Annotated in this window: 24 protein-coding genes; 5 read left to right on the plus strand and 19 right to left on the minus strand. The window is 71.9% G+C overall.

What is annotated here, in order from left to right:
• Positions 1-43: 43 nt before the first annotated feature.
• The 12 genes from nusB to glcF form a co-directional block, all read right to left on the minus strand.
• On the minus strand, positions 44-526 hold the full coding sequence (gene nusB / locus R9Z33_RS02000) for a transcription antitermination factor NusB (RefSeq protein WP_318649631.1): 483 nt from the start codon (positions 524-526) through the stop codon (positions 44-46).
• The gene (ribH, locus tag R9Z33_RS02005) at positions 523-1,014 is read right to left on the minus strand and encodes a 6,7-dimethyl-8-ribityllumazine synthase (protein WP_318649632.1); all 492 of its coding nucleotides are present in this window, start codon (positions 1,012-1,014) and stop codon (positions 523-525) included. The genes nusB and ribH overlap by 4 nt, the downstream gene beginning before the upstream one ends.
• 103 nt (positions 1,015-1,117) lie before the next feature.
• A complete protein-coding gene (gene ribB / locus R9Z33_RS02010) occupies positions 1,118-2,239 on the minus strand; it encodes a 3,4-dihydroxy-2-butanone-4-phosphate synthase (protein ID WP_318649633.1) in 1,122 nt (373 codons plus the stop codon).
• Positions 2,236-2,838: a riboflavin synthase gene (locus tag R9Z33_RS02015; protein ID WP_318649635.1), complete on the minus strand. Its 603-nt coding sequence runs from the start codon at positions 2,836-2,838 to the stop codon at positions 2,236-2,238. The genes ribB and R9Z33_RS02015 overlap by 4 nt, the downstream gene beginning before the upstream one ends.
• A gap of 3 nt (positions 2,839-2,841) precedes the next feature.
• The gene (ribD, locus tag R9Z33_RS02020) at positions 2,842-3,954 is read right to left on the minus strand and encodes a bifunctional diaminohydroxyphosphoribosylaminopyrimidine deaminase/5-amino-6-(5-phosphoribosylamino)uracil reductase RibD (RefSeq protein ID WP_318649636.1); all 1,113 of its coding nucleotides are present in this window, start codon (positions 3,952-3,954) and stop codon (positions 2,842-2,844) included.
• Positions 3,954-4,406, minus strand: a complete 453-nt coding sequence (gene nrdR / locus R9Z33_RS02025) for a transcriptional regulator NrdR (RefSeq protein WP_318649637.1) — start codon at positions 4,404-4,406, stop codon at positions 3,954-3,956. Before nrdR ends, ribD begins: the two co-directional genes overlap by 1 nt.
• A 157-nt stretch (positions 4,407-4,563) precedes the next feature.
• On the minus strand, positions 4,564-5,862 hold the full coding sequence (gene glyA / locus R9Z33_RS02030) for a serine hydroxymethyltransferase (RefSeq protein ID WP_318649638.1): 1,299 nt from the start codon (positions 5,860-5,862) through the stop codon (positions 4,564-4,566).
• Between the two features lie 67 nt (positions 5,863-5,929).
• Entirely contained in the window at positions 5,930-6,367 is a 438-nt protein-coding gene (rpiB, locus tag R9Z33_RS02035; protein ID WP_318649639.1) for a ribose 5-phosphate isomerase B, read from the minus strand.
• 66 nt (positions 6,368-6,433) lie between these two features.
• Positions 6,434-7,492: a bifunctional transcriptional activator/DNA repair enzyme AdaA gene (locus R9Z33_RS02040; protein ID WP_318649640.1), complete on the minus strand. Its 1,059-nt coding sequence runs from the start codon at positions 7,490-7,492 to the stop codon at positions 6,434-6,436.
• Positions 7,493-7,541: 49 nt separating this feature from the next.
• Positions 7,542-8,105, minus strand: a complete 564-nt coding sequence (locus R9Z33_RS02045; protein ID WP_318649641.1) for a tetratricopeptide repeat protein — start codon at positions 8,103-8,105, stop codon at positions 7,542-7,544.
• A gap of 50 nt (positions 8,106-8,155) precedes the next feature.
• The gene (locus R9Z33_RS02050; RefSeq protein ID WP_318649642.1) at positions 8,156-9,136 is read right to left on the minus strand and encodes a Bug family tripartite tricarboxylate transporter substrate binding protein; all 981 of its coding nucleotides are present in this window, start codon (positions 9,134-9,136) and stop codon (positions 8,156-8,158) included.
• Complete coding sequence (gene glcF / locus R9Z33_RS02055) at positions 9,133-10,449, minus strand: glycolate oxidase subunit GlcF (protein ID WP_318649644.1); 1,317 nt, start codon at positions 10,447-10,449, stop codon at positions 9,133-9,135. Before glcF ends, R9Z33_RS02050 begins: the two co-directional genes overlap by 4 nt.
• Positions 10,450-10,504: 55 nt before the next feature.
• Between glcF and R9Z33_RS02060 the strand changes: the two genes are divergently transcribed.
• The gene (locus R9Z33_RS02060) at positions 10,505-11,329 is read left to right on the plus strand and encodes a bestrophin-like domain (RefSeq protein ID WP_318649645.1); all 825 of its coding nucleotides are present in this window, start codon (positions 10,505-10,507) and stop codon (positions 11,327-11,329) included.
• Positions 11,330-11,341: 12 nt separating this feature from the next.
• Here the strand turns inward: R9Z33_RS02060 and R9Z33_RS02065 are convergent, their stop codons facing one another.
• From R9Z33_RS02065 to cydD, 5 genes are all read right to left on the minus strand, one after another.
• Positions 11,342-12,313, minus strand: coding sequence for a Bug family tripartite tricarboxylate transporter substrate binding protein (locus R9Z33_RS02065; protein WP_318649646.1), 972 nt, complete (start codon positions 12,311-12,313; stop codon positions 11,342-11,344).
• 107 nt (positions 12,314-12,420) lie between these two features.
• On the minus strand, positions 12,421-14,229 hold the full coding sequence (gene recQ, locus R9Z33_RS02070) for a DNA helicase RecQ (protein ID WP_318649647.1): 1,809 nt from the start codon (positions 14,227-14,229) through the stop codon (positions 12,421-12,423).
• Positions 14,226-14,630 carry an OmpA family protein gene (locus tag R9Z33_RS02075; RefSeq protein WP_318649648.1) on the minus strand — a complete coding sequence of 135 codons (405 nt, stop codon included), beginning with the start codon at positions 14,628-14,630 and terminating at the stop codon, positions 14,226-14,228. Before R9Z33_RS02075 ends, recQ begins: the two co-directional genes overlap by 4 nt.
• Before the next feature lie 66 nt (positions 14,631-14,696).
• Positions 14,697-16,343: a thiol reductant ABC exporter subunit CydC gene (cydC, locus tag R9Z33_RS02080; RefSeq protein ID WP_318649649.1), complete on the minus strand. Its 1,647-nt coding sequence runs from the start codon at positions 16,341-16,343 to the stop codon at positions 14,697-14,699.
• A complete protein-coding gene (gene cydD / locus R9Z33_RS02085) occupies positions 16,333-17,970 on the minus strand; it encodes a thiol reductant ABC exporter subunit CydD (RefSeq protein WP_318649650.1) in 1,638 nt (545 codons plus the stop codon). The genes cydC and cydD overlap by 11 nt, the downstream gene beginning before the upstream one ends.
• A gap of 157 nt (positions 17,971-18,127) precedes the next feature.
• Between cydD and R9Z33_RS02090 the strand changes: the two genes are divergently transcribed.
• Both R9Z33_RS02090 and R9Z33_RS02095 read left to right on the plus strand, forming a co-directional pair.
• Entirely contained in the window at positions 18,128-19,015 is an 888-nt protein-coding gene (locus tag R9Z33_RS02090; RefSeq protein WP_318649651.1) for a polysaccharide deacetylase family protein, read from the plus strand.
• Entirely contained in the window at positions 19,015-19,548 is a 534-nt protein-coding gene (locus R9Z33_RS02095; protein ID WP_318649652.1) for a lipocalin family protein, read from the plus strand. Before R9Z33_RS02090 ends, R9Z33_RS02095 begins: the two co-directional genes overlap by 1 nt.
• A 57-nt stretch (positions 19,549-19,605) precedes the next feature.
• Here the strand turns inward: R9Z33_RS02095 and R9Z33_RS02100 are convergent, their stop codons facing one another.
• Together R9Z33_RS02100 and R9Z33_RS02105 are read right to left on the minus strand one after the other, a co-directional pair.
• Positions 19,606-20,361: a sulfite exporter TauE/SafE family protein gene (locus R9Z33_RS02100; RefSeq protein ID WP_318649653.1), complete on the minus strand. Its 756-nt coding sequence runs from the start codon at positions 20,359-20,361 to the stop codon at positions 19,606-19,608.
• Positions 20,358-20,504, minus strand: coding sequence for a DUF3553 domain-containing protein (locus R9Z33_RS02105; RefSeq protein ID WP_318649654.1), 147 nt, complete (start codon positions 20,502-20,504; stop codon positions 20,358-20,360). Before R9Z33_RS02105 ends, R9Z33_RS02100 begins: the two co-directional genes overlap by 4 nt.
• 240 nt (positions 20,505-20,744) lie before the next feature.
• Between R9Z33_RS02105 and R9Z33_RS02110 the strand changes: the two genes are divergently transcribed.
• A complete protein-coding gene (locus R9Z33_RS02110; protein WP_318649655.1) occupies positions 20,745-21,347 on the plus strand; it encodes a histidine phosphotransferase family protein in 603 nt (200 codons plus the stop codon).
• A gap of 159 nt (positions 21,348-21,506) precedes the next feature.
• On the plus strand, positions 21,507-24,026 hold the full coding sequence (locus R9Z33_RS02115) for a hybrid sensor histidine kinase/response regulator (protein WP_318649656.1): 2,520 nt from the start codon (positions 21,507-21,509) through the stop codon (positions 24,024-24,026).
• Positions 24,027-24,040 lie beyond the last annotated feature (14 nt).

Raw genomic sequence — 24,040 nt, forward strand, 5'->3', positions numbered from 1 at the left:
GGGCGGGGGGTCTCAGACCCCCCCCAACCTGCCGCGGAGCGTCCTAGAATTCCTCGGCGCGGAGCGCGCGGGCCAGCGCGTCCAGCACGCCGTTGCAGAAGCGCGGCTCCTCGCCGCCGAAGAAGCCGTGCGCGACGTCCATGTATTCCTTGATGACGACGCGCGCGGGCGGCCCGCCCATGTCGCGCAGCTCGCCCGCGGCGGCGCGCAGGATGGCGCGCAGCACCGGGTCCAGCCGGTTCATCGCCCAGCCCGAGGCGAGGTGGGCGGCGATGAGCTGGTCGAGGTCATCCGTGTGGGTGGCCGCACCGCGCATGATGCGCGCGAAGAGCGGCACATCCGCCTCCTCCACGCGGCCATCCTCGAAGCCCTGCTGGCCCGGGGCGGCGCCCAGGCGGTGGCGGATGAACTGGTCCAGCACCGTCTCGATGTTCTCGCCCGACTGCTCGGTCTGGAACAGTGCCTGGACGGCGGCGACGCGCGCGCCGGTGCGCGGGCGGCCCGGAGGCTTGGCGGCGGCCTTCATCCGAGGCCCCAGCGGCGGCGCAGCGCCACCTGCATGAGTGCGGCCTGCGCGGCCTCGGCCCCCTTGTTGTGCTGGTCCTGGCGCGACCGTTCGATGGCCTGCTGGAGGGTGTGCACGGTCAGCAACCCGAAGCCGATGGCAGCGCCGGAATCGGTCGAGATGTTCATCACGCCCGAGCAGGCTTCGCGGCAGATGTGGTCATAATGGTCGGTCTCGCCGCGTACGACACAGCCGAGCAGCACGAAGCCGTCCCAGCGCGGCTCCTCGTCATCGGCGTCGAGCGCCATGCGGAGCGCGGCCGGCAGTTCGAAGGCGCCAGCCACGTCCACGATCTCGAGCAGGCCGCCCGCTTCCGCCACCACGCGCTCCACGCCCTGGCGCATGCCGCCCACGATCTCGTCGTAATAGGGGGCCTGGATCAGCAGGATGCGCACGGGCGCGCCCGGCACCTGCACCGTGTCGCGCTTGGGTCCATCAACCGTGCTCATTGATCTGCTCCGCAGATGGGGCTCATTGATCTGCTCCGCAGATGGGGCTCATTGATCTGCTCCGCAGATGGGGCTCATTGATCCGCTCCGCCGATGGGGCTCATCAGCTCTCTCCCACGACCGGCCGCGTGGCCACCACGCGCAGGCCCCAGCCCTCCAGCCCCACCAGCGGGCGCGGATGGTTGGAAAGGCGGATCATGTCGGTCACGCCGAGATCGGCGAGAATCTGCGCGCCCACGCCATAGTCGCGCAGCTGCGGCGTTGCGTTGTTGTCGCGGTTGCGGCGCACATGGGTGCTGATGCCGTCCCGCCGGTAGTCGCGCAGGATGACGACGACGCCGCGGCCCTCGGCGGCGATGGCCTCCATCGCGCCGTGCAGTTCGCGCACGCCGCGGCCGCCCACCATGTCGGTCATCAGGTTGGCCGCGTGCATGCGCGTCAGCACCGGCTCCGGCCCCGTGATGTCGCCCTTGATGAGGGCGACATGCTCACCCGATTCCAGCGCGGAATTGTAGACCACGAGGCGCCAGTCGCCGCCCACGGCGTGGGTGATCTCGCCCTCCTCCACGCGCTTGATCAGGCGCTCGGTGCGGCGGCGATGGGCGATCAGGTCGGCGATGGTGCCGAGCTTGAGGCCATGCATCTGCGCGAAGGACACGAGGTCCGGCAGGCGCGCCATGGTGCCGTCATCGTTCATGATCTCGCAGATCACGCCCGAAGGGTTGAGCCCCGCGAGGCGCGCGAAATCCACCGCCGCCTCGGTATGGCCGGCGCGGATCAGCGTGCCGCCCTCGCGCGCCACCAGCGGGAAGACATGGCCGGGTGTGACGATGTGCTCGCGCCCCAGCTCCGGGTTGATGGCGACGGCGACGGTGCGCGCGCGGTCGGCGGCGGAGATGCCGGTGGTCACGCCGTCGCGCGCCTCGATGCTGACGGTGAAGGCCGTCTGGTGGCGCGTGCCGTTGGATTGCGCCATGAGCGGCAGCGCCAGCTGCTCGACACGCTGGCGCGTCATCGCCAGGCAGATCAGGCCGCGCGCGAAGCGGGCCATGAAGTTGATCGCGTCGGGCGTTGCGAATTGCGCGGGGATGACGAGGTCGCCCTCGTTCTCGCGGTCCTCGTCATCCACCAGGATGAACATCCGGCCCCGGCGGGCTTCTTCCAGAAGCTCCTCGGTCGGCGTGATGAACTCGTGGTAGCTCGTGGTCTTGGTCTGGACGCTCACGCGCGAAACTCCATCAGCCGAGCGACGTAGCGCGCCAGGGTGTCGATCTCGATATTCACCGCATCCCCCGGTTGCAGCGTCCCGAAGCTGGTCACGGCGGCGGTATGGGGAATGATGTTGACCCCGAAACTCTCGGCGTCAACCTCGTTGACCGTGAGCGAAACGCCGTCGATCGCGACGCTCCCCTTCACGGCGATGTATTTCGCGATCTCGCGCGGGACGGCGAAGCGCCAGCGGACCGAGGCGTTCTCCGGCGTGGCGGAGAGCACCTGGCCCACCCCGTCCACATGGCCCGAGACGAGGTGCCCGCCCAACTCGTCGCCGAGCTTCAGGCTGCGCTCCAGGTTCACCCGGCCGCCGGCCCTCCAGCGGCCCATGGTGGTGCGGGCCAGGGTCTCGGCGCTCGCATCCACGGCGAAGCTGTCGGCGTTGAGTTCCACCGCCGTCAGGCAGATGCCGGAGCAGGCGATGGAGCAGCCGAGCGCCGCACCGGCCAGGAATTCGGGGGCCACGCCGATGACGAGGCGCATGTCATGCCCCTGGCCGATGGGCTGCACCTCGCGCAGCGTGCCCAGCGCCGTGATGATTCCGGTGAACATGCGCTACTCCTTCACGAACTCGCTCATCACATCCTCACCCACCGCTTCCGTCGCCACGCGCCGGAAGCGCGGCATGGCGGCGAGTGCGGCGACGCCCAGCGGCCCCGCACTCGGCCAGCCCTCGGCGCCCATCACGCCAGGGGCATGGAACCAGACGAGCCGGTCCACAAGCCCCGCCCGGAGCAACCCGGCTGCGAGGCCGGCGCCACCCTCGGCCAGCACGCGGGTCACGCCGCGCGCCGCCAGCGCCGCCAGCATGGCGCGGGGCAGCAGGCCGCCGCCGCCCTCGGCGGTTTTTGGAGCCCGGCGGATGGTCACCACCTCCACCCCTGCGCCGATATAGGGTGCCAGCGCGGAAGGGCGATGCCCGGCGCCGGTGAGAAGCCAGGTGGGGTGCCGCCCCGCCTCGCGCACCAGCCGCGCCGTGGGGGGCGTGCGGAGCCGGGCATCGGCGATGACGCGCAGCATGGGCACGGGGTCCATGCCGGCGATGCGGCAGGTGAGGTCCGGGTCATCGGCCAGCACCGTGCCGCTGCCCACCAGCACCGCGTCGTGCCGGGCGCGCAGGGCATGCACGGCGCGGCGGGATTCGGGGCCGGTGATCCAGCGGCTCTCGCCAGCCTGGGTCGCGATGCGGCCATCCAGGGTCGCGGCGAGCTTCAGGGTCACCAGCGGCAGGCCCTGGGTGATGCGGCGGATGAAGCCGGCATTGAGCGCCGCCGCCTCAGGCCCCAGCAACCCCTCCTCGACCGTGATGCCGGCCGCGCGCAGCCGGGCGAAGCCGCGCCCATCCACCCGCGCATCGGGGTCGCGCAGCGCCACCACCACGCGGGAAACGCCGGCCTGGATCAGCGCATCGCAGCAAGGGGGCGTGCGGCCGTGATGCGAGCAGGGCTCCAGCGTGACATAGGCGGTGGCACCCCGCGCCGCTTCCCCGGCGCGGCCCAAGGCCTGGGTTTCCGCATGCGGCCGCCCGCCGGGCTGGGTCCAGCCGCGGCCGACCACCTGGCCGTCCTTCACCAGCACGCAGCCCACGGCCGGGTTGGGCCAGGTGTTGCCCAGGCCGCGCGCCGCGAGTTGCAGCGCCGCGCGCATATGGGCGGCGTCATCCGGCATCAGGGGGCGTCCAGGCCACCCAGAAAAGCCTGGAAGTCCTTGGCCTCGGAGAAGTTCTGGTAGACTGACGCGAAGCGCACATAGGCCACCTGGTCCACGCCCTTCAGCGTGTCCATCACCATCTCCCCGATGCGGCGGGAGGGGATCTCGGCCTCGGTTTCCATCTCCAGGCGGCGCTGGATGCCGTTCAGGATGCGCTCGATGCGCTCGTCATCCACCGGGCGCTTGCGGCAGGCGATCTTGATGGATTTGCCGAGCTTGTCGCGGTCGAAGGGCACGCGGCGGCCATCGGTCTTGAGGACGGTGAGTTCGCGCAGCGTCACGCGCTCGAAGGTGGTGAAGCGGTTGCCGCAGGCCGGGCAGAAGCGCCGGCGACGGATCGCCGCCCCATCCTCGGAGGGGCGGCTGTCCTTCACCTGGGTCTCGTCATTTCCACAGTAGGGGCAGCGCATGGGCGACCTTCCAGCCAAAACAAAACGGCAGAAAAGACGCTACCCTCGAAGAATCCGGCCGCAAAGCGGCCGGCGCGCCCAGACCACCCTCATCCCCAGCACGCCAGCAGCGGCGCGAAGCCAAGCGCGCGGAGCGCGCGCCCGGCGTCTGAGGGCATCAATAAATGGGGAAGCGCGCGCACAAGGCCTGCACGTCCTTCGCCACCGCCTGCTCCACGGCCGTGTTGCCGTCCGGCGCATTGGCCTGGGCCAGCCCGTCCAGCACGCGGACGATCAGGCGCCCCACCTCCCGGAACTCCGCCTCGCCGAAGCCGCGCGTGGTGCCGGCCGGCGTGCCGAGGCGCACGCCGCTGGTGACCATCGGCTTCTCGGGATCGAAGGGGATGGCGTTCTTGTTGCAGGTCAGGTGGGCGCGGCCCAAAGCGGCCTCGGCCGCCTTGCCGGTCAGGCCTTTGGGGCGGAGGTCCACCAGCATCAGATGGCTGTCCGTGCCGCCCGAGACGATGGCCAGCCCACCCTGCACCAACTCATCCGCCAGGGCGCGGGCATTGGCCACGACCTGCCTGGCATAGGCGCGGAAATCCGGGCGCAGCGCCTCGCCGAAGGCCACCGCCTTGGCGGCGATGACATGCATCAGCGGGCCGCCCTGCAGGCCCGGGAACATGGCCGAGTTGATCTTCTTCGCGATCGCCTCGTCATTCGTCAGGATCAGGCCGCCGCGCGGGCCGCGCAGCGTCTTGTGCGTGGTCGTCGTCGTCACATGCGCGTGCGGCACGGGCGAGGGGTAGGCGCCGGCGGCCACCAGGCCCGCGTAATGCGCCATGTCCACCATCAGGATCGCGCCGATCTCATCGGCCACGGCGCGGAAGCGGGCGAAGTCGATCTCGCGCGAATAGGCCGAGCCGCCGGCGATGATGAGCTTGGGCTTATGCTCGCGCGCCAGGCGCTCCATCGTCTCGTAGTCGAGCAGCCCGTCCTCGGCCTTCACGCCATAGGCGATGGGGCGGAACCACTTGCCGGAGTAGTTCACCGGGGCGCCATGCGTCAGGTGGCCGCCGGCCGCGAGGTCCATCGCCAGGAAGCTGTCGCCCGGCTGCAGCAGGGCGAAGAAGACGGCGATATTGGCCGAGGCGCCGCTATGCGGCTGCACATTGGCGAATTGCGCGCCGAAGAGCTGCTTCGCGCGCTCGATGGCCAGCGTCTCGGCCACGTCCACGAATTCGCAGCCGCCATAGTAGCGACGGCCCGGATAGCCCTCGGCATACTTGTTCGTCATCACCGAGCCCTGCGCCTCCAGCACGGCGCGGCTGACGATGTTCTCGGACGCGATCAGCTCGATGCCGTCCTGCTGGCGGGTCAACTCCTGCGCGATGGCGGCGGCCAGCTCGGGGTCGGACTCCGCCACGCCGGCCTGGAAGAAGCGGGCAGGCAGGAAGCGGGCGGTGTTCTCGTTCATGGCAGAGGTCCTTGCGGGCAGGAAATTCGGCATATCACGGCCGGGCGCGGCCGGGAAACGCCCGAGATCAGGTGAGGGCGGTCTCGATCTTGGCAATGCGGCGCTCATGCCGCCCGCCCTCGAAGGGCGTGCCGAGGAAGGTCGCCAGGGCGTCCAGCGCCACCTCCACCCCGGTGGTGCGGGCGCCGAAGCAGGCGATGTTGGCGTCGTTATGGGCGCGGGTCAGGCGGGCCTCGGTGCTGTTGTGCAGCACCACGGCGCGAATGGCCGGGTGGCGATTGGCCGCGATGCTCATCCCGATGCCCGAGCCGCAGACCAGCACGCCAAAGGCGGCCTCGCCGGCCGCGACCTTGGCCGCGACCTCATGCGCGAAATCCGGGTAGTCCACGCTTGCCTCGTCATGCGTGCCGGCATCGAGCACGGCATGCCCCTGGGCTTCCAGGGCGCTGAGGATGGCCCGCTTCAGCGGCAGGCCGGCATGGTCGGAACCGAGGGCGATGATCATGGTGCGGTGCATTAACATGCCGGGCCGGGCCGCCGGAACCGCGCTCTGCTTATGGCGGACCGGCATTCAGCGCCCGGCTTTCTCCCCTGCCAGAAGCCTTTTCTTGTTGGGCACGCCCCAGCGATAGCCCGTCAGGTCGCCGCTGGCGCCGATCACCCGGTGGCAGGGGACGGCGAGGCTGACGGGGTTCTGCGCGCAGGCCCGGGCCACGGCGCGCACCGCCTCCGGCTTGCCCATCCCGGCGGCCAATTGGCCGTAGCTGCGCGTCTGGCCGATCGGGATGGCCTGCAACGCCTCCCACACCCGCCGCTGGAAGGCGGTGCCCCGCAGGTCGAGCGGCAATTGCAGCGCCGCGTGGGGCTCGCGCAGGAAGGCGGCGACCCGCGCCACGGTGGCGTCCAGCGCGGGGTCCTCCCGCAATTGGGCCAGGGGGAAGCGGCGGCGGAGGTCGCCCTCCAGCGCCTCCATCGCCTCGCCGAAGCCGATGAAGCAGACGCCCTGCGCCGTGGCGCCCACCAGCAGCGGGCCCATCACGCTCTCGGCGCGGGCGATGCCGATGGTCTCGCCCTTCGCCCCTCGCCGGGCGGCGCCGGGCGTCATGCCGAGGGTGGCGCCGCGCTTCTCATAGACCCGGCTCTCGCTGCCGAAGCCGGCCTCGGCCACCGCATCGGCCACCCGTGCCCCCTGGCTGAGGGCGGATTGCAGGCGGCGGGCGCGCACCCCCTCGGCATAGGAGCGCGGGGTGACGCCAGTGATGTCGCGGAACAGGCGCAGGAAATGGTGGCGCGCATAGCCGGCGCGCCTGGCCAGCGCCTCCAGGCTCGGGATGGTCTCGCTCGCCTCGATCAGGGCCACGGCGGCGGCGACGGCCTCGCGGTGCAGGGCGGCACGCTCGCCCTTGGGGTCGCAGCGCTTGCAGGCACGGTAGCCCGCAGCCTCGGCCTCCGGCGCATCGGCGAAGAAGACGGTGTTGCGCCGCAAGGGCGGGCGCGAGGGGCAGCCGGGCAGGCAAAAGACGCCCTGGGTGGTCACGCCATAGAGGAAGGGGCCGCAATCGGGGGTCGCGTCCCGCGCCAGGAGGGCGGTCCAGCGGCGGTCATCGAGCGGGGGAAGGGTGTCGGGCATGGGGGGAATGTGGCGGCGCGGGCGGATCATCGCCATCCGCGCATTGCGCTCACATCTCCTCGCCCTCGGCGGCGCGGGTGAGTTCGCGCAGCCGCTCCGCCCCGCCGGGCAGGCGGGGATGGATGGCCAGCGCCGCCTCATAGCTGCGCAGCGCACCGCGGGCATCGCCCGCCTCCTCCTGCAGGCGCGAAAGGCTGACGAGCGCCGCGAAATGCCGGGGCTCCAGCCGCAGGCATTCGCGCAGGTCACCGGCGGCGGCCACGCGGTCCCCCACCTGCTGGTGCGCCTGGGCGCGCCAATGCCAGGCATCGGCGACCAGGGGGGCCAAGGTGATGGCGGCGTCGAAATCCTCCAGCGCGTCGCCCGGCTGGCCGGCGCGCAGGTTGCGGATGCCCCGGTTCAGCAGCAGGGCCACGGCGGCGCTGGCCTGGCGTGCCCAGATCTGGCGGATCGCCATCTCGGCCATATGCGCGCCGCGCTCATCCGGTGCCTCGCGCAGCGCCTCGAAGGCGCGGTCGAGGTCGCGGCTGGCCTGGCTTTGCGGCGGCGTGGGTGCTTGGGCGAAGGCGGGCGGGGCCAGCAGCAGCGCGAGGGCGAGGGGAGCGAAACGCATGCGCCGATGTTCGGGCGCGGCCGCCCGCGGCGCAAGCGAATCCTCCCGCCTCACCCGCGGCCGAGCCGCAGCCCCGTCTCGCGCACGATGGCCTGGAACTTCGCCAACTCGGCGGCCACGAAATCGCGCGTGCTGGCGGGGGTGGAGGGGTCCGCCGGGTCAATGCCGGCCAGCGTCAGGCGGCGGCGCAATTCGGGCTCGGCCATCGCTTCCATGGCGGCGCGGTTCAGGCGCTGCTGCGTGGCGTCGGGCATGCCGCGCGGGCCCTGGATGACGTTCCAGGTGATGATGTCGAAGCCCGGCAGGCCGGCTTCCACCAGCGTCGGCACCTCGGGCAGCTGCGGGTGGCGCGTCGGGCCCGTGACCGCGAGCGGGCGGGAGGAGCCGTCGCGCAGATGCGGCAGGGCGGAGGCCATGACCTCGGCCGAGAAATCGATCTCTGCCTTGCGCATCGCCTCCAGCACGGCCGAGCCGCCGCGATAGGGCACGAATTCGCCCTGGAAGCCGAAGCGATGCGCGAAGAGGCTGCCGGTCAGATGCCCGATGCCGCCCGAGCCCGAACTGCCCCAGAGCATGGGCGCGCGCGCCGCCTTCGCCGCCGCCACCAGCTCGGCCACGTTGCGATGGGGGCTGCTGCCGGGCACCACGATCACCATCGGCCCGCCGCCCAGGATGGCGATGTGCGAGAAGTCGTTGATCGGGTCGTAGCGCACCGTGTCGGGCAGGGCGGCGGGGTTGGTGGCGTGGCTGGAGGCCGAATGCACCCCCAGCACATGCCCGTCCGGGTTCTGCCGCGCCACATATTCCGCGCCGAGCGAGCCGCCGGCGCCGGGCCGGTTCTCGATGATGATGCGGGCATTGGGCGCGATGCGCGGCGCCATCCGGTCGGCCAGCAGCCGCGCGCCGGTATCCACCGAACCACCGGGCAGGAAGCCGACGACGAAGGTGACGGGCCGGTCGGGGAAGCTCCCCTGGGCCCGGGCGGGCAGCGCCAGCAGGGCGGGCGCGGCGAGGAGGGCGCGGCGCTTCACGCGGGCAGGCCCGCCGTCGCCAGCCTGGGCGGCTTCGGCCCGCCGGCCATCCAGTCCAGCAGCTCCACCGTGTGCACCACGGGCAGGGCATCGCCGGCCAGCTGCGTCATGCAGCCGATATTCCCGGCGGCGATCAGGTCGGCCCGGGTGCGGTTGATGTTCTCGAGCTTGCGGGCGCGCAGCTGCCCCGCGATCTCGGGCTGGAGGATGTTGTAGGTGCCGGCGCTGCCGCAGCAGATATGGCCCTCGGCCGGTTCCTTGACGGTGAAGCCGGCGCGGTTGAGCAGCTGCTTGGGCAGGGCCGTGATCTTCTGCCCGTGCTGGAGCGAGCAGGCGGAGTGGTAGGCCACGGTCAGGCCCGGCTTCTCCCGCGTCGGCGCATAGGCGAATTTCTCCAGCACCTCGGTGATGTCCATGGCGAGCGCCGAGACGCGCGCGGCCTGCTCGGCCTCCGGCTCCTCGCGGAACATGAAGCCGTAATCCTTGAGCGTGGTGCCGCAGCCCGAGGCATTCACCACGATGGCGTCCAGCCCCTCGCCCGCGATCTCGGCGCTCCAGGCGGTGATATTGGCCCGCGCGGCGGCCATGGCCGGGTCATGCTGGCCCATGTGATGGGTCAGCGCGCCGCAGCAGCCCTGGCCCGGGGTGATCACCACCTCGATCCCCATGCGCGTCAGCAGGCGGATGGTGGCCTCGTTGATGCTGGGGTTCAGCACCTTCTGCGCGCAGCCGGTGAGCAGGCCGACGCGGCCGCGCCGCACGCCCTCGGCCTTGTGGACCTGCGCCTCCTGCACGGGGCTCGGCGGCGGGAGGGCGGCGGGGGCGAGGGCCAGCATGCCGCGCAGGCGCTGCGCCGTCATGGACTGGCCGGGAATGAGCCTGCCCAGCGGCCGGGCCAGCGCGGCGGCGCGCAGCGAGAGCCGGAACAGGGACGGGTTGGGCAGCACCTTGGCCAGCACCGCCCGCAGCGCGCGCTCGGGCCAGGGGCGGACATAGGTTTCCTCGATATGGCGCCGCGCATGGTCCACCAGGTGCATGTAGTGGACGCCCGAGGGGCAGGTCGTCATGCAGGAGAGGCAGGAGAGGCAGCGATCCACATGCCGCACCTCCAGCTCGGAGGCCGGGCGGTCATTCTCCAGCATGTCCTTGATGAGGTAGATGCGGCCGCGCGGCGAATCCAGCTCATCCCCCAGCAGGAGGAAGGTGGGGCAGGTGGCGGTGCACATCCCGCAATGCACGCAGGTGCGCAGGATCTTGTTGGCTTCCGCGGTGTCCGGGTCGCGCAACTGCTCGGCCGTGAAATGGGTCTGCATCTGGCGCCCTTCGTTGACTGATGCGACGCTGTTCATGACGGGAAATTGCGCTGAGGTGAAGGGTGGCAGAACGATGATGGCGCTGGAGGCCTTGGCGGCACAGGGGCTGGCGGTCTTCGCCCTGCTCACCTTCGGGACCCTGCTGCTGGCCTATGGGGCTGGCGTGATGATCGGCCGCTGGCACCAGGCCCGCACCGAGGAGACGATCGAGGCGACGAGCTTCGTCACCAATGGGCTGCTCGGGCTACTGGCCTTCACCATGGGCCTGACCATCGCCATGGCGCAGGGCCGCTTCGAGACGCGCCGCGCCACGACGCTCGCCGAGACCAATGCCATCGGCACCGCCTGGCTGCGCGCCGGCGCCTTCGACCACCCCCGCGCCGCCGAGATCGCCCGGCTGCTGGAGGATTACACCCGGCTGCGGCTGGAATTCGTCGAGGCCCCGATGAGATCGACCGAGGTGGCGCGGTTGAGTGCGGCGACCAACCACCTCCAGAACGTGATCTGGGGCCATGCGGCCGCCATCACGCGGGAGCGGCAGGATCCGCTGTCGGCCGCACTGCAGGCCGCGCTGAACGACGTGTTGGACCAGGGGTCGGCGCAGCGCTGGGCCTTCGCCGCGCCCATCCCGGCCGAGCTGCTGCTCTTCCTCATGGGGCTGGCCGTCCTGACCATCGCCACGATCGGCTATCAGTTCGGGCTGAAACGCCTGGGCGCGCCCATGCTGGCCATCCTGCTGGTCGCGGTCTGGACCGGGGCGATGATCCTGGTCATTGACCTCGCCGCCGCGCGCTTCGGTGCGGTCCGGCCGGATTCCGCGCCCTATTACTGGACCCTCCAGGGCTTCCAGGGCGGCGTCGTGATCCCCCCGCCGCCCTGACGGCACGGTCCCTCACTCCGCCCGGATGTTCCCGGCGCGGACCACGGCGCCGAAGCGCTCGAAGTCGCGCGCGGTGAGGGTCGCCAGTTCCTCGGGCGTGGAGGGCACGGCTTCCACCGCGCCCTGCGCCAGCCGCTCCCGGACCGGCGCGGCCAGCATGACGGGGCGGTTGATCTCCGCCATGCGCAGGATGACCTCGCGCGGGGTGTTGCGCGGCGCATACATGGCGAACCAGCTTTCGAAATTCACCTCGGGGATGCCGATCTCGCGCGTGGTGGGCACGTTGGGCTGCAAGGCCTGGCGTTCCCCCTTGGTGACGAAGAGGGCGCGCAGCCGGCCCGCATCCACATGCTGGCCGAGCAGCTGGATGCCATCCATGAAGATCGGCACGCGGTTGGCCAGCACATCGGGGATGGCGGCGGCGGTGCCACGGAAATGCACGGGCTCCGCCTCCACCCCCACGGCGCGGCGCCAGGCCTCGGTCACCACATGGGTGATGCCGCCCGCGCCGGTGCTGGCATAGGTGAAGGACGTGGATGCGCGGCGCATCAGCGCCACCAGCTCGGTGTGGTTCTGCGCCGGCACCTGCGCCGCGATGGTCATCAGGAAGTAGTTGGTCATCATCTTCGCGACTGGGGCGAGTTCGCGCATCGGGTCGAATGGCAGGTTTGCGTAGGTGTGCGGGTTGATCACCACCTGGCCGGAATTGGCGATGAGGAAGGTGTGCCCGTCGGTCGAGCGGATCACCGCCTCGGTGCCGAGATTGGCGGCCGCGCCGGGGCGGTTCTCCACCACCACGGGCTGGCCCAGCGCCTCCTGGAAGCCGGGGGCGGCGAGGCGCGCCAACGTGTCGGTCGGGCCGCCGGCGGCGAAGCCCACGATGAAGCGCAGCGGCCGGTTCGGCCAGGCCGGCTGCGCGAGGGCGGGGGTGGCGAGCAGCGCCCCGGCGCCGAGAAGGCTGCGGCGCTTCACGGATTCACGCATGGACATCTCCCTTGAGACCGGCTGCGGGGATCACGCCCCCGCTTGGCCAGCTGCTGGAAGATGGATTTTATGTAAGTTTCATGCAACCAAAAGATGCAGGCGAGCGCCTATTCCGCCTCGGCCAGCGCCGTCAGCACCGCCGCGCCATAGCGCGCGAGCTTGCTCTCGCCGACACCCGGCACCTCGCGCAGCGTCTCCAGGCAGGTGGGGCGGCGGGTGGCGATCTCGGCCAGCGTCGCGTCGTGGAAGATGACATAGGCCGGCACCTGCTGCGCCTTGGCCTCGGTCTTCCGCCATTCGCGGAGCGCGGCGAAGAGCGGATCATCCGCCGCCGGCCGGGGCGCATCGGCGCGGGCGCTCCGTGCGCCGCGGCTGCTGCGCGGGCGGATCACCTCCTCGCGCAGCATCACCCGCGTCTCGCCGCGCAGGATGGGGCGTGCGGCCTCGGTCGGCACCAGCTCGCCGTGGTTTTCCACGGCGATGTCGAGCGCGCCTTGCGCCACCAACTGCCGCGCCACGCCGCGCCAGGCGCCCTCCGCCACGTCGCGGCCCACGCCGAAGGTGGGCAGCTTGTCGTGGCCGAATTGCGCGACCTTGTCGGTCAGCTTGCCGTGCAGCACGTCCACCAGATGACCGAGGCCGAAGCGGCTGCCGGTGCGCAGCGCGGCCGAGAGCAGTTTTTGGGCCGCGATGGTGCCGTCGGTCAGCTTGGGCGGTGCCGCGCAGACGTCGCAATGGCCGCAATCCTGCTCCAGATCCTCGCCGAAGCAGCGCAGGAGAACCCTCCGCCGGCAGGTGCCGGCCTCGGCGATGCCGACCATGGCGTCCAGCCGCATCCGCTCGATGCGCTTCTGCTCGTCCGAGGCGGGGCTCGCCTGGATGCGCTGGCGGGCCAGGGCGATGTCGGCCGCGCCATAGAGCAGCAGGGCGCGGGCGGGCAGGCCGTCACGCCCCGCGCGGCCGATCTCCTGGTACCAGCCCTCCGGCCCCTGCGGCAGCGAGAGATGGGCCACGAAGCGCACATCGGGGCGGTCGATGCCCATGCCGAAGGCGATGGTGGCGCACATCACCACCGCATCGCCGCGCGCGAAGCGGCGGTGCAGGTCGCGCTTGTCCTCGCTCGCCATGCCGGCATGGAAGGGGGCCGCGTCATACCCATCGGCGCGCAGCCAATCGGCCGTCTGCTCGGCGCGGGCGCGGGTGCCGCAATAAATGATGCCGGCACCCCGCCCGTCGGAGGCCTCACGCAGGAAGGCGCGGATCTGTGCGCGCTCCTGGTCGCGCGGCTCGGCCGCCAGGTGGATGTTCGCGCGGTCGAAGGAGGCGCGGAAGACCGGCGCATCCTCCAGGCCGAGCTGCGCGCGGATGTCGTCCACCGTGCGCGCATCCGCCGTGGCGGTCAGCGCCAGCCGCGGCACCTCGGGGAAGTCCGAACGGAGGAAGTTCAGCGCGCGGTATTCGGGGCGGAAGTGATGACCCCATTGGCTGATGCAATGCGCCTCATCCACCGCGAAAAGGGCGATGCGCCGCTGCGCCAGCCGCTCCAGCATGCCGTCCATGCCCAGCCGCTCGGGGCTGATGTAGAGCAGCTTCAGCGAGGCGTCGTTGATCCCGCGCCAGACCTCGCGCCGGTCATTCTCCTCCAGCTCCGAATGCAGCGCGGCGGCGGCGACGCCTTGCTGGCGCAGCGCGGCCACCTGGTCCTCCATCAGCGCGATGAGGGGCGAGACGACGATGGCCAGCCCATCGCGGCAGAGCGCCGGCACCTGGAAGCAGAGCGACTTGCCGCCGCCCGTGGGCATGAGGACGAGGCCGGAGCCGCCCTCCATCACATGGTGCACGATCTCGGCCTGGCGGCCCCGGAAGCCGGGATGGCCGAAGACCTCGCGCAGGACCTGCTCGGGGTCGCGGCTCAAGGGGCGAACCGGATCTCGACGCGGCGGACCTCGATCGCCGCCATCTCGGGCGGCGCTGGCGCGCGGGACGCGATGGTGACGCGCTCAGGGGGCAGGCCGGCCTGGCGCAGCAGCTCCGCCACATGCTGGGCGCGCGCCGTGGCCAGGCTGCGGTTGAAGGCGCCCCCCGTGGGGCCGCCATAGCCGAGCACGGTGACGCGCGCGCCGGGCGGGCGGCGCGCCGCTTCCGCCGCGGCCTGGACCACGCCACGGGCCGGGCCATCGAGCGTGGCGCTCTCGCCCGTGAAAAAGACGACGCGCGCGGGCTCGGCCCCGGGCTCGGGCTGCAGGCCGGCGCAGGCGGTGAGGCCCCCCAGGGTGATGAGGGCGAGGGCCGGCAGGATCAGGCTTCGGCGTTGCATGGCGATTCTCCGCGCCCGCTCGTGGTCGCGGATGGTGGGGATCGGGTCAAGGGTGATCCGCGCGGGTCAGCCCGCCGCGGGCAGCAGGCGGCCACCGGCCAGGCGGAGCACGCGGTCCAGCGGCTCGGCGCCGGTCAGCTCATGCGTGATGATGAGCAGGCCGCGGCCTTCGGTGGCGGTGGCCAGCGTCGCCATGAAGGCGCGCTCGGCCTCGGCATCCAGGCCGACGGTGGGTTCGTCCAGGATGAGGATGGCGGCCGGCGGGAGAAGGGCGCGGGCGAGCGCGATGCGCCGCGCCTCGCCGCCGCTGAAGCGGGTGCCGCCCTCGCCACAGCGGGTCTCCAGCCCCTCGGGCAGGCTGCGCACGAATTCCGAGACGCCGGCCTTGGCCAGCGCGCGCCACAGCGCCGCATCCGGCGCGCCAGGGGCGGCGAGGCGGAGATTCTCGGCGATGCTCACATCGAAGAGGCGCGCATTCTGCGAGAGGCAGACGATGCGCTGCCGGAGTTCCGCGCTGGACAGGTCCTGGATGTCGGTGCCGCCCAGCTGGATGGTGCCGGATTGGGGCGCGGCGAATTTCAGCAGGAGCGCGGCGAGGCTCGACTTTCCCGCGCCCGAGGGGCCGAGGATCGCCACGCGCTCGCCGGGGCGAAGCGTGAGATCCAGCCCGTCCAGCACGGGCGGCGCATCTGGGCGCCAGCCGAAGGTCACGCCGCTCAGCACCAGCTCATGGCCCGCGGGCAGAGGGGCGGGGTCGGCGGGTTCCTCGACGGGCGGGCGCGTGTCCGCGGCCTCGAAGAGGCGCCGGGCGCTGGCCGCGGCGCCCGCCATGAGCGCGCCGGCGCGCGGCATGAGGCCGAGCGCCTCGGCCGCCGCGATGGCGAGGAAGAGGGCGAGCACGGCCATGGCCGCCCCGGTCGGCCCGGCCAGCAGGCCCCAGCCCAGGGCTGCCAGCACCGCCACCTGCGTCAGCAGCGTGCCCGCCGTACCGGCCGCGGCCGAGCGCAGCGAGACCTCGCGCTGCGCCGCCATCAGCGTGGCGTCGGCAGCCTCCAGCCGGGCCAGGGCGCGCCCTTCGGCATTGGCGGCCAGCGTGTCCTCGAGCCCGGCGATGGGGTCCACCGCCGCGGCGCGCAAGCCGCCGCGCTCATCCGCCGCGCGCCGCGCCGCCCGTGCCGCGGCCGGCGCCAGCACCAGCGGCAGGATCAGGGCGAGCGCCAGCGGCAGGACCAGCAGCGCCATCAGCAGCGGCTCGGCCCCCAGCAGCAGGGCGATGGTGGCGACCACGGCCAGGGCCGCCGCCGCCGGCATGAGGCCGCCGAGATAGAGCCGGTCCAGCGCCTCGACATCCGAGATGACGCGGCCCAGCAGATCGCCCGAGCCGCGCAGGCCGATGCCGGCCGGCATGCGCTCGGCCAGGCGCCGGAAGAACCAGACGCGCGTATCGGCCAGGGCCTGGAAGGCGGCGGCGTGGGAGGCCATGCGCTCCCACCAGCGCAGCAGCGGCCGGATCAGGACGACGGGCCGGAGCCAGATCAGCGCCGCGACGCCGACCAGGCCGACGCCGCCCGCCCCGGCGGCCACGCCCTTGCCGGCCAGCGCCAGCAGCGCCACGCCGCTGAGCGCCGAGAGCATGCCGATGACGAGGCCCAGCATCAGCGCGCGGCGGCGCGAGCCCCAGAGCCGGAGGACGCGGTTGAGGTCAGCCCACATGCTGTTCCGCGAGCCGGTGCCCGGCCAGTTCGATGACGCGGCCCGACAGCCCCATGAGCTGCGGCGAATGGGTGGCGATGATCGCCGTCCGCCCGGTGCAGAGCCGTGCGATCGCCTCCATCACCTCGGCCTCCGTGCCGGGATCGAGCGAGGCGGTGGGCTCGTCCAGCAGCACCAGCGGCGAATCGCGCAGGAAAGCGCGGGCCAGCGCCACGCGCTGCGCCTGCCCGCCGGAGAGGCCGAAGCCGCCCTCGCCCACCACCGTGTCCAGGCCCTGCGGCAGCTGGGCGGCGAAGGTCATGACGCGCGCGGCCTCGGCGGCGCGCAGCACCTCGGCATCGGTCGCCTCGGGCCGGGCGAGGCGGATATTCTCGCGCAGCGTGCCGCCGAACAGGTGCGCGCGCTGGCCGACATAGGCCGAGAGGCGCCGGAGTTCGGCGGGCTTCAGGCGCGTCACATCCTCGCCATTGATGGCGATGCGCCCGGCCGAGGGCTTCACGAAGCCCATCAGCAGTCGCAGCACCGAGGATTTGCCGGCGCCCGAGGGGCCCACCAGCATGAGCGTCTCGCCCGGCGCCAAGGCGAAGGTCAGGCGCGGCAGGGCCGGGCGGTCCATCTCCGGGTAGCGCAGCTCCACCTCGGTGAAGACGAGCGCCACGCGGGGTGGGATCTCCTCCAGGAGCAGGCCGGGCGCCGGGGGGGCCTGCAGCAGCGGCGCGAGTTCGGCCGCCGCGCCACGCGCCGACATCGCCTCGTGATAGGCCTGGGAGAAGTTGCGCAGCGGCAGGAAGAAGACCGGCACGGCCAGGATGCAGAACAGCGCCGGCGTCGGATCGGTCACGGTGGGCGCCAGCAGCATGCCGTGCCGCCAGGCGAGGTAGCCCAGCGTGAAGCCGGCCAGCAATTCGAGCGCGGCGCTGGAGAGGAAGGCGACGCGCAGAACCCGCAGCGTGCGCTGGCGGAACTCGTCCGCCGCGGCGCCGAGCGCGCGGGCCTCGTCCTCGGCGCGGTTGAACTGCACCAGGGTCGAAAGGCCGCGCAGCCGGTCCACGAAGCGGCCTGACAGGCGACCGAGCACGTCGAGCTGCTTGCGGCTTTCCACCGCGGCGCCGATGCCGGTCAGCGCCATCGCCACGGGCACCATCAGGCCCATCACGGCCAGCACCAGCGCGCTGGTGCCGTCGAACTGCGCGACGATGAAGATCACGGCGGCCGGGCCCAGCACGGCCAGCGCGGCGGCCGGAACCCAGCGGGAGAAGAAACCGTCCAGCGCCTCCACCCGGTCCACCAGCAGGGTCGCCTTCTCGCCCACGCCGCGGGGGTCGGCCGGGCCCTGCTCCATCAGGCGGGTGAAGAGGGCGGCGCGGATGCTGGCCCGGGCGCGTTCGCCCGCCGCCTGCTGCGCGATTTCCTGCGACATCGAGAGGGCCGCGCCGAGCAGCGCGAGCGCACCCGCCGCCGCCAATTCGCCAAAGCCGCCGCCCAGCAGGCCAGGGCTGGGGAAGCCCAGGATATGGGCGAGCAGCCGCGCGATGAGGAAGACGAAGCCCACCTGGCACAGGATGCCCGCCAGGCCGAGCGCGATCGGCAGGGCGGCGCGGCCGCCCTGGGCGCGGACCTGCCGCATGAGCCAGGCCGAACCTTGGCGACCGTTACGAGGCGATTCCATCGGGTTGAAGATTAGGAGAGTTTCCGGCCGAGCGCCACGCCCCGCGTCACGCCGCCATCTTGCCCCTGGCGCGGCGCCGGGCCAGATGGGCGGCTTCGTCACGGATGGGTTTCGCATGCTTCCGCATCACGGCCGCTTTCCCTATTCCCCCTGGACCGCCCGCGCGCGGGAAAGCTGGCCCTCGGGCCGCAAGCTCGCCGTCTATCTCGGCGTGAACCTCGAGCATTTCGCCTTTGGCGAGGGGTTGGGTGCCGAGCTGGCGCCCGGCGGCCCGCAGCCCGATGTGCTGAACTACACCTGGCGCGAATACGGCAACCGCGTGGGCGGCTTCCGCCTGGTGCAACTGCTGGACGAACTGGAGCTGCCGGCCACCGTGCTGCTCAACAGCGCCATGTATCATCACGCGCCCGAACTGGTGGCGGCGCATCGCGCGCGCGGCGACGAGATGGCGGGCCATGGCCGCACCAACAGCGAGCGCCAGAGCACCCTGCCCGAGGCCGAGGAAGCGCGCCTGATCGCGGAAAGCACCGCCGAGATCGTCCGGCACGAGGGCCGGGCCCCGCGCGGCTGGCTCTCCCCCTGGATCGCCGAGAGCCGCGTCACGCCCGACCTGCTGGCGGAGGCGGGTTACCGCTACACGCTGAACTGGTGCATGGATGACCAGCCGGTCTGGAAGACGACGCGCGCGGGCCGGCTGCTCAGCATCCCCTACCCGCAGGAGGCGAACGACATCCCCGCCATCGCCGCCCGCAAGGACGGCGCGAAGCAGTTCGCCGAGCTGATCGTGGATGATTTCCACGAGCGGCTCCGCCAGACGCAGGATGGCGTACCCCAGGTGATGGGCATCGCGCTGCACCCCTATATCGTGGGCCAGCCCTATCGGCTGCGGGCCCTGCGCGAGGCGCTGGCCGTGATTGCCGCGCGGCGGGACGAGGTCTGGATCACAACGGCAGGCGGGATCTACGACCACTGCCTCACCTGGCCGGAAGGGAGCATCGTCTGATGCGCGCGCTGCTCCTCGCCGCCCTGCTCGGCCTCACCGCCTGCGCCGCCACCCAGCCCGGGCCCGAGACGCCGCGCACGGTGGAGCGCGTGGATCTCTCCCGCTATCTCGGCCTCTGGCACGAGGTGGCGCGGCTGCCGCAGCGCTTCCAGGACAGCTCCTCGCTTCGTTGCGAGGAGGTGACGGCGGAATATGCGCCGCTCTCCGAGGGGCGGATCAGCGTGCGCAATTCCTGCGTGAACGCGCTCGATCCCGCGCGGCCGCGCCGCGTCGCCACCGGCCAGGCCTATGTGGTGGAGGGCAGCAACAATGCGCGGCTGCGCGTCAGCTTCTTCTGGCCCTTCTATGGCGACTACTGGGTGTTCGGCCTCGATCCCGAATATCGCTGGGCGCTGGTGGGCTCGCCCTCGCGCCGCTCGCTCTGGCTGCTCTCGCGAACGCCGACCCTGCCGCCGGCGGAGATGGAGCGCGCGCTGGCCATCGCCCGCGCCCAGGGCTTCGACCTCGGCCCGCTGATCGTCAGCGGGCGTTGAGAGCATGATGCGTGGAGGCGGAATCGCCGAAACGCTGAAGCATCCTCTCGATCAATGTCACGCCAGCAGCGCGATCCCGCCGGCCGTGAGCAGCACGGCCAGCGCGAAGCGCTTGTAGAATTGCGGCGGGATGACGTGGAAGAGCCGCGCGCCCACCGGCACCGAGAGCAGCAGCACCGGCATCAGGATCAGCAGCTTCGCCAGCACCTCCGCCGTGATCATCCCGAACCAGAGCGGGCCGAGGATGGAGACGACGGCGATCAGCGCGAAGAAGAGGATGAGGTTGGCGCGGTGGCGCTTCGCCTCCTCCGGCCCGGCCAGCAGGTAGAGGATCACCGGCGGGCCGCTCATCCCCGTGGCGCCCTTCAGCAGCCCCGCGCTGGTGCCCACCAGCAGGTTCAGCCCGAGCGGCCGGCTGCCATGGTAGCGCCAGCCCGAGAGCAGCAGCATCCCGAAGACCAGCACGAAGCCGCCGATGCAGCGGCGCAGCAGCTCGGGGTCGGCCGTCAGCAGCACGACGGCGCCGAGCGGCGTGGCGAGCGCAGCAGCCCCTCCGATCGGCAGGATCACCCGCGTATCCGCATCCTTGAAGGCGCGTGGCAGCAGCTGGAGCGAGACGATCAGCTCCATCATCAGCATCACCGGCACGCCGGCGCGCGGGCCCCAGAGCACGGAATAGATGGGTGCCAGGATCACCGCCGTGCCGAAGCCCGCATAGCCGCGCATCAGCCCGGCCACGGCGGTGGCGAGGGCCGCCGCCCAGACCGGCCAGTCGGTGAGCAGGGTGCCCGCTGCCGAGAGCAGCGCGCTCACCCCTCCACCTGTTCGAGCGTGACGACGGCGAGGTTCAAGAGCACCTTGCCCGCATGCTCGAAATTCACCGTCACGCGGTCCCCCACCACGGACTGCACCTGCCCCACGCCCCAATCCGGGCAGCCCGGATGCCTGACCCGCATCCCGGGTTCCATGCCGTGCATCTCTAGACCTCTCCCCGCGCGCGGCCGCTGGTCGCGCATGTAAACCATCGGGCAACCCGGCCCGTCTAAGCCTCCCTCCACCGGGGCCGCCCCGCCGTCAACGCCCCGCCGTCAGCACCCGGGTCGCGGAGCGTCGTGGATTGGCCCGCATCTTGCGCTGCGACGCCTGAGTTGGTCACCCTGCGCCATCGTCAGCGCGGTAAATTGAGAGACATGCGAATGCTTGAGCCCCACCGCCTTGCCGAGCTGATGGCCGCACGGATCTTCCACGACCTGGGCTCCCCCATGGCGAGCATCACGGCGATCCTGCCGCAGGCGACCGATCCCGCGGCCCATGCCATCCTGATGGAGACGGCCGGCGAGTTGCGCGCGCGCATGAAGTTGTTTTCCGCCGCCTTCGGCCATGGCGACGACCTGGGCTGGGCGGAGCTGGGCCTGCTGCTGCAGGGCGCGCCCATGGCGCACCGCGTCCGGTTCGAACTGCCCGGCGCCGCGGGGCTGCTGAGCGCGGGCCGCGTGCGGCTCATGCTCTCCCTCGCGCTGCTGACCGCGGAGGCGCTGCCGCGCGGCGGCGTGGTGCACATCGCTGAGGATTCGCCGGGCTGGGTGACCTTCCTTCCGGAAGGCCGCGACGCCGCCTGGTCTCCCACGCTGGCCGAGCTGATGGCCGGCGGCGAGATGGAGGCGGCGTTGGCCGATGGTCCGCGCCGCGTCCTCGCCCCCTGGGCCCTCGCCCAGGCGGCGGCCGAGGGGATGGAGCTGAGCTTCGCCCTGGGCGTCGGCCAGGCCGTCGCGCCGCTGCGCCTCGGCCCCCCGGGCTGAGCGCCCAGCTCCCGCTTGCGATGCAAAACGCAACGCAAGGCGGGACATCCGGGCCGCCCCGATCACGCGCCCCGTTTACGCTTTCTTCGCGAGCCCTGCGTCATCCTCTCCCGCATCGCCACCCCCGCCTGTCGCGGGGAACGCCGGAAGGGACGCCCGATGGACGATCTGCTCGCCGATTTCCTCACCGAGACCAATGAGGGTCTCGCCAGCCTCGACGCCGCGCTGCTGCAGCTGGAGCGCAACCCGGCGAACGGCGCCGTGCTCTCCGAGATCTTTCGAATCGTCCATACGATCAAGGGCACCTGCGGCTTCCTCGGCCTGCCGCGCCTCGAGGGCGTGGCCCATGCGGCGGAAAACGTGCTGGGCCTCTGGCGCGAGGGCTCGCTGCCCGTCACCCCCGCCGGCATCACGCTGATCCTCACGGCGGCGGACCGCTTCAAGCACATCGTGGCCGGGCTGGAGGCCACGGGCAGCGAGCCGGCCGGCGATGACGCATCGCTGAAGGCCGCGCTGGACGCCGCCGCCTCCGGCGAGGCCGCGGCCGAGGATGTCGCGGCCGAAGCCGCCATTCCGGTCGCCGAGAGCGCCCCCGTCGAGGCATCTGCCGGGGCCCCGGCCGAGGCCGCGCCCGCCTCGGGCAACGCGCCGCAGACCATCCGCGTCGCGGTCGATGTGCTGGAGGACCTGATGGTCCTGGTGAGCGAGCTGGTGCTGACGCGCAACCAGCTGATGCAGCTGGCCCGCGTGGAGGAGAACACGGCGTTCTCCGTGCCGCTCCAGCGCCTCTCGCAGATCACCTCGGACCTGCAGGACGGCGTGATGAAGACGCGCATGCAGCCCATCGGCAATGCCTGGTCCAAGCTGCCGCGCCTGGTGCGCGACCTCAGCCACGACCTTGGCAAGCGGATCGAGCTCGAGATGCGCGGCGCCGATACCGAGCTGGACCGCCAGGTGATGGAGCTGATCAAGGACCCGCTGACGCACATGGTCCGCAACAGCGCCGACCACGGCCTGGAGACGCCCGAGCAGCGCCGCGCCGCCGGTAAGAAGGAGACCGGGCGCATCCTGCTCAACGCCTTCCACGAGGGCGGGCACATCGTGCTGCAGATCGGCGATGACGGGCGCGGGCTGAACACCGACCGCATCAAGGCGAAGTGCATCGCGCAGGGCCTCGCCACCGAGGCCGAGCTCGCGACGATGAGCGAGCGCGACATCCACCGCTTCATCTTCCGCGCCGGCTTCTCGACCGCGGCGGAGGTCACCTCCGTCTCGGGCCGCGGCGTGGGCATGGATGTGGTGAAGACCAACATCGAGCGCATCGGCGGCACGGTGGACCTCACCTCGCGCGAGCACAAGGGAACCACCTTCAGCATCAAGATCCCGCTGACGCTCGCCATCGCCGCGGCGCTGATCGTCGAGGCGGGGGGCGAGCGCTTCGCCATCCCGCAGGCCGGCGTGCTGGAGCTGGTGCGCGTCGGCGGCGCCGATGGCCCGAAGGTGGAGCGCATCAAGGACAGCGCGGTGCTGCGCCTGCGCGGCCAGCTCCTGCCGCTGGTGCCGCTGAAGCAGGTGCTGCGCCTGGACAGCGAGGCCGGCGCGGAGACGGATGGCTTCGTCGTCGTCACCCAGGTGGCAGGGCAGCTCTTCGGCATCGTGGTGGACCGCGTCTTCGACACGGAGGAGATCGTGGTGAAGCCGGTGGCGCCCATCCTGCGCCACATCACGATGTTCTCGGGCAACACCATCCTCGGCGATGGCAGCGTCATCATGATCCTCGACCCCAACGGCATCGCCCGCGCCTCGGGCCTCGGCCTCGAGGGCAGCACGGAGAGCGGCGCGCTGGAGGAGGCCGCGGCGCTCAGCCGCCGAAGCGAGCGCCACACCGCCCTGCTGCTGTTCCGTGCCGGCCCCGGCGCACCCAAGGCGGTGCCGCTTGGCCTCGTCGCGCGGCTCGAGAACCTGGATGCCGCGCGCATCGAGCGCACGGGCGACAGCCTGGTGGTGCAGTATCGCGGCACGCTCATGCCGCTCATCCCGCTCGACCACGGCATCATGCCGCCCGAGACGGGCGAGCAGCCGGTGCTGGTCTTCGGCGATGGCGACCGCGCCATGGGCCTGATGGTGGACGAGATCCTCGACGTGGTGGACGTGCCGCTCGAGATGGACGCGGCCGGCCTGCGGCCGGGCTTCCTGGGCAGCTGCGTGGTGGACGGCAAGGTGACCGACCTGCTCGACACCGGCTACTGGCTGAAGCAAGGCCAGTCCGACTGGTTCGAGCCGCCCGTGGTCACCGGCGCCCGGCCGCGCGTGCTGGTGGCCGAGGACAGCGACTTCTTCCGCAACCTCATCGTCCCCGCGATCATGGCGGCGGGCTATGACGTGACCACCGTCAGCAACGGGCGCGACGCGCTGCGCCTGCGCGAGGCGGGCGAGCGCTTCGACGTCATCGTCTCCGACATCCACATGCCCGAGCTGGACGGCATGGCCCTGGCCCGCGCGGTGCGCGAGGGCGGGGCCTGGGCCGAGCTGCCGATGATCGCGCTGTCGGGCTCCGCCTCGCCCAGGGATGTGGAGCGCGGCCGGGAAGCCGGCTTCAGCGACTACATCGCCAAGTTCGACCGTGATGCGCTGCTGGCCAGCCTGCAGCACTGCCTCCAGCCCATGCTGGCCCGCTGAACCGAGGAAACCGC

The organism is Sediminicoccus rosea (genome assembly GCF_033547095.1).
Lineage (GTDB): Bacteria > Pseudomonadota > Alphaproteobacteria > Acetobacterales > Acetobacteraceae > Roseococcus > Roseococcus rosea.